Raw genomic sequence first — 3,888 nt, 5'->3', positions numbered from 1 at the left:
GGAAAGATTTGCATGCCAACGTGATGCAGTCATAAAATTTTATTCTTCCTGTATAGCGATCTTGCTTGGTTTTAGCTTTGGCAGTGTGACGACAAAAAAACCATCTTCATATTCAGCAGTGGTTTTTTCAAAATCAATGGGGCCTGGTAAGCTGATTGCGCTGTTAAATTTTCCACTACGGATTTCCATCTGATGATAGGCGCGTCGCTCCTGAACATCAGATCGGTTACCGCTAATAACAAGAAAACTCCCTTCAACGCTGACCGTAAAATCGGCCTCGCGCATCCCGGATATCTCAACGCGGACAATATAATTATCTTTTGTTTCGTATAGATCTGTCGGGGGGCTCCACAGGTTCGAGTGAACCTGAACCTGCCAGCCTATTGCCTGCCTAACAGCATGTCGATCCGCTTTCGTTTTAGGTGGTTTTACAATTTTACGAATAATAGGCGGCATCAAAATCTCCTTTATAAGCTGGAGGAAAACAAATTAGAAGGTACCTGGTCACTCTTTGTGTATTTACAAAAATATGCAACTGCCCAGTCTCTATCAAGATGGGACGCGGATTCTCACAGATCAGGCAGATTTACACGGATTTTAAAAACCTTTTTGCTTTTCTCGGAGAAAATCAGGTCGAATCCGTGTTCTATTTTTGCCATGCTGAGTAGTTACAAACAAATAATCTTATCGAATATCTCTTCCATTTCAAATAATTATTAGCGCCCCCGGAGGGATTCGAACCCGCAACCCCCGGCTTAGAAGGCCGGTGCTCTATCCGTTGAGCTACAGGGGCATTTTATTATTTACTAATTGGACGCAAGCCGCGATAAACCCGAACGCCGGCCAAAGTTTTTAATATTGTCATCTCCGGGCGTTCCAATCTTGCTGCCAGCTCTCGAGATGTCATCGGTACATTCCCATTGACAAGAAATAGTCTAAAGGCGGCTTCAACCATGGCTGTTCTATTTGTCAGAAATTCTGGAGCAAGGGCACAATGCAACATTAGAGTGTTTTGCATCCCATCGACAACTTTGACCTCGGCTGTTTCCGGGTCTATTGCATCAACAAAATCGCCATCCTGCCAATTGGCGAAAACTTCCTGGTGCTCGACACACATCAAGGAACGAAGGTATACGCGCCAATCACGGTCGTTTTGCTGCCACCAGGCAAAATCAATATGAAAGGGGGTGTCCAAGGTCGGTTTAACCAGACTAAATGTTTTTTTCTCGGCCATCTACACCTCTTCTTTGCTAACAGCTTCGTCTTGCAAATTGAAATAAAGGTCGCCAACATGGTTTGCCCATGGCCGTGTCGCAAATAAGCTAAATAGCGGGGCCGGCGGACAGCGTTTGAGCAAATTCAGGGCCGAGTAAACTTCCTGCACATGAACATGCCCTTGCGGATTGAGTTTGGTCAATTCCGTCACAACCTTTCTCACCAGGGTCTCAAACCCTTGCTTATTATCCTGAGCCAATTCCCAGGCTTTATCCAAGGCATCTTGATCAGGGATGGCAAGAACCATTCGCTCATCAAATTTTGCATTGATAGCCTGTTTGAGGGTTGCGAAAACAAGACCTCCATCCGATCCGGATATTACCGATCTTACCCAATCGCGTTTGCTGCGGTGGGTTTGCGCAGTAATGATCACCTCACCAAGGGTTTTGCCCTGACGAATATCTATCAGGCTACCTGGAATTAACCCATTTTCTTCATACCATCCCTTTAATCCATACACATAACGATTATCTTTGACCACCCATGCAGGCATTTTTTCTCCACTCTTGCCATCCACCAATGTGAAGCGGATTCTTGGAGACTCATAAGCAGTTGGAAACAAGGAACGAACCCGCTCTGATATCGGGAATGTGCCAAGACGCCAATGTGGGTACAGCAAGCTGATGGTTGCATTCTTTAGGGGAGGCCCATCAAATTTGATCTCGCTTAGTTCATCATCCAGTCTGGATTCAAGCGCAAGCATATCTGCAGTCAAAGTAGAGCGATCCAGATCCATGGATGTATAGCGAAGCATGTCTGGTGTGTGACGGACAGCCTCCGGTTCCAGGCGCTCCAGGCACCAGAGAACCTTGCCTGTAGAGCCAACCTCATCAAAGCGTGGATCTTTTTGGAGAGCATAGTTGAGTGAAAACTCAGTCAGACCAGGGTTATCGCCTTCAGGTAATTCGATATCTTTCATGATCACTGAAGTTTCTTGCGGCTCGCCTTCTGCTACATCGAGAATGGCCTCAGCCAGGTTCAAGTGACCAATATTTACATCCATTAGCAAAGCGCGCGGGAACCAATGGCCGGCAATGCTTACCAGCTCATCCCCTGCTCGTAAAGCATCGGCAAGTTTTACTTCGAGATCTGGCCCATAAAGACTAATCACCTGGCTCATATCAACATCTCCATCCCCTTCCCCTGTGTCTTCCTGATGGTTAAGAGAATGATCATCCACGCCCATTGCGAAGAGATGCTCACTTTCATCTTCCATCTCAATCGTCATAACCTCAAAGTTTTCAATTTCAGGGTTTTTGCCCTCACGCGCTGAAATCACCTTGCCCTTTTTCCAACCTAGGGCTGGAAAAGTCAACTCATCGCCAACTTCATACCGATCTCTAGGAAGATATATTTTTCCAGATCCCTTCCGTTTTTTTAATATCGCTTCCTGTTCATACCGTACTCGCTCTGTCGCCAAAGCAAAAACCAAATCCCCGGTTTTCTGTGGAGCTTCAAGCTCAAAAAGATATGCGAGCAGGAAATCTGTGTCTTTTTTATTTATTTCCAGTGCCTGCCAATAAGAAGCAGGAATGATGGATGGAGCATTCATTATTATTTGCCTTTGATTACGAATTTACCCAACGGGCAGAGATTTATTAGCTTACATAACAAGCGTTTCATTATACCCCAGCAATCTGCAATCTTCAACTTGACGCTAATAAACAAGGATGATAAACTTCAATTCCCTGAATAATCAGATTAATGGAATATATCTAATTAATGTTCACAAATCTTTCTGAGTTTTTGAAATATCTTGCCTCTCCTGAAGAGGCAAAAATAAACGGAATTCCCCCCTTAGACAAACTTAGCGAGGAATTGGGGATTAATCGCGCGTCATTACGAGAGCAAGTCGCAGTCGCGCGTGCATTGGGCCTGGTTGCCGTTAAGCCACGTACAGGAACCCAACAATTACCTTACACCTTTACTCCTGCCCTTCAACAGAGTCTTGGCTATGCGATCCTGTGTGACCGGAATAATTTTGAGAGCTATTCTGATTTACGCACTCACGTAGAATCCGCCTATTTCTGTCAGGCGGTTGAATATCTTACTGAAGATGATATTCAAGAGCTTAAGGCACTGGTCGAACAAGCGTGGGAAAAATTGCGAGGCAATCCAGCTAAAATACCCCATCAGGAACATCGCGATCTGCATTTGCTGATTTATCGTCGCTTGAATAATATTTTTGTTACTGGAATATTAGAAGCTTATTGGGAGGCTTACGAGGCCGTTCATCTAAACGTATTTACTGACTATACCTATTTAACAAATGTATGGACATACCACTCTGATATGATTGATGCAATTGAACGTGGTGCATATAAAACTGCACATCAATTTTTGATGGACCATACCGAGTTGATTGCAGCGAGACCCAATCCGCAAAGTTTCAAATGAGGAAGCTATGAAAAATAAAATAATTAATGATTTTTCAATTACTGTTGGAACATCCAATGGATCCGGAAGCCAAACATCTAACCTGACAATCCTGCGAGCCCTGTTTAAGATGGGCATTCCGGTTACTGGAAAAAATATGTTTCCATCCAATATTCAGGGACTACCCACCTGGTATACCATTCGCCTGAGCAAGGAGGGCTATACTGCCAGCAGGGA

General features: G+C 44.5%; 5 protein-coding genes and 1 tRNA gene. 2 read left to right on the top strand and 4 right to left on the bottom strand.

Annotated features, from left to right (window positions below):
• Positions 1-39: 39 nt before the first annotated feature.
• From AC3DOM_RS16425 to AC3DOM_RS16410, 4 genes are all read right to left on the bottom strand, one after another.
• Complete coding sequence (locus AC3DOM_RS16425; RefSeq protein WP_487920119.1) at positions 40-456, bottom strand: Hsp20/alpha crystallin family protein; 417 nt, start codon at positions 454-456, stop codon at positions 40-42.
• Positions 457-720: 264 nt separating this feature from the next.
• Positions 721-793, bottom strand: a tRNA-Arg gene (locus AC3DOM_RS16420).
• Between the two features lie 6 nt (positions 794-799).
• Positions 800-1,234: a hypothetical protein gene (locus AC3DOM_RS16415; RefSeq protein WP_487920118.1), complete on the bottom strand. Its 435-nt coding sequence runs from the start codon at positions 1,232-1,234 to the stop codon at positions 800-802.
• The gene (locus AC3DOM_RS16410) at positions 1,235-2,827 is read right to left on the bottom strand and encodes a hypothetical protein (protein ID WP_487920117.1); all 1,593 of its coding nucleotides are present in this window, start codon (positions 2,825-2,827) and stop codon (positions 1,235-1,237) included.
• Positions 2,828-2,997: 170 nt separating this feature from the next.
• On the opposite strand from AC3DOM_RS16410, the gene AC3DOM_RS16405 reads away from it, so the two are divergent.
• On the top strand, positions 2,998-3,672 hold the full coding sequence (locus AC3DOM_RS16405; RefSeq protein WP_487920116.1) for a FadR/GntR family transcriptional regulator: 675 nt from the start codon (positions 2,998-3,000) through the stop codon (positions 3,670-3,672).
• A 7-nt stretch (positions 3,673-3,679) separates the two neighbouring features.
• Positions 3,680-3,888, top strand: a 209-nt coding sequence (locus AC3DOM_RS16400) for a 2-oxoacid:acceptor oxidoreductase family protein (protein ID WP_487920115.1), incomplete at its 3' end; no start/stop codon positions are given.

Source organism: Candidatus Desulfolinea nitratireducens, assembly GCF_982879505.1.
Note: the sequence above shows the minus strand (reverse complement) of the source record. Positions and strands in the feature narration are given on the sequence as shown.